Origin of the sequence: Methylobacterium sp. 37f (assembly GCF_023093475.1) — a bacterium.
Taxonomy (GTDB): Bacteria; Pseudomonadota; Alphaproteobacteria; order Rhizobiales; family Beijerinckiaceae; genus Methylobacterium.
The window spans coordinates 1-729 of sequence record NZ_JAGHKN010000105.1 but is presented as its reverse complement, the minus strand read 5'-3'; the positions used below and the strand labels follow the sequence as shown (position 1 = coordinate 729).

Below are 729 nucleotides of genomic sequence, written 5' to 3'. Positions count from 1 at the left end.
CAGGTGATGCTCGACGGCGCCCGCAGCCATTGGGACGGGCTCTCGGGCACGGCCAGGGCGGGGTTCCGCTTCCTCCACGTCTCCACCGACGAGGTCTACGGCTCGCTGCCGCCGGACGGCTTCTTCACCGAAGACAGCCGCTACGATCCGCGCTCGCCCTACTCGGCCTCCAAGGCCGCCTCCGACCACCTGGCCCGCGCCTGGCACGAGACCTACGGCCTGCCGGTGCTGGTGACCAACTGCTCGAACAATTACGGCCCGCGCCACTTCCCCGAGAAGCTCATTCCCCTGATGATCCTCAACGCGCTCGAGGGCAAACCGCTGCCGGTCTACGGCGACGGCCTCAACGAGCGCGACTGGATCCATGTCGAGGACCATGCCCGCGGCCTCGTGGCCGTGCTCGAGAAGGGGCGGCTCGGCGAGACCTACCTGCTCGGCGGGCGCTCGGTGCGCAACAACCTGGCCGTGGTCAAGGCGCTGTGCGCCGCCTTCGACCGCCTGCGCCCGGAGCACGCGCCCCACGACCGGCTCATCACCTCCGTCACCGATCGGCCCGGCCACGACCGGCGCTACGCCATCGACCCGTCCAAGGCCGAGGCCGAGGTGGGGTGGCACCCGACCAAGGACTTCGAGCAGGCGCTGGAGGAGACCGTGCGCTGGTATCTGGCCAACGAGTCCTGGTGGCGCCCGATCCGCGCGGGGCGCTACACCGGCGAGCGCCTCGGCCTC

The 729-nt window shown here is 70.9% G+C and carries 1 protein-coding gene; it reads left to right on the top strand.

Going from position 1 to position 729, the window contains the following annotated elements; translation table 11 throughout:
• Positions 1-729: GDP-mannose 4,6-dehydratase (locus J7U37_RS24835; RefSeq protein WP_247637484.1), on the top strand; the 729-nt coding region annotated here is incomplete at both ends.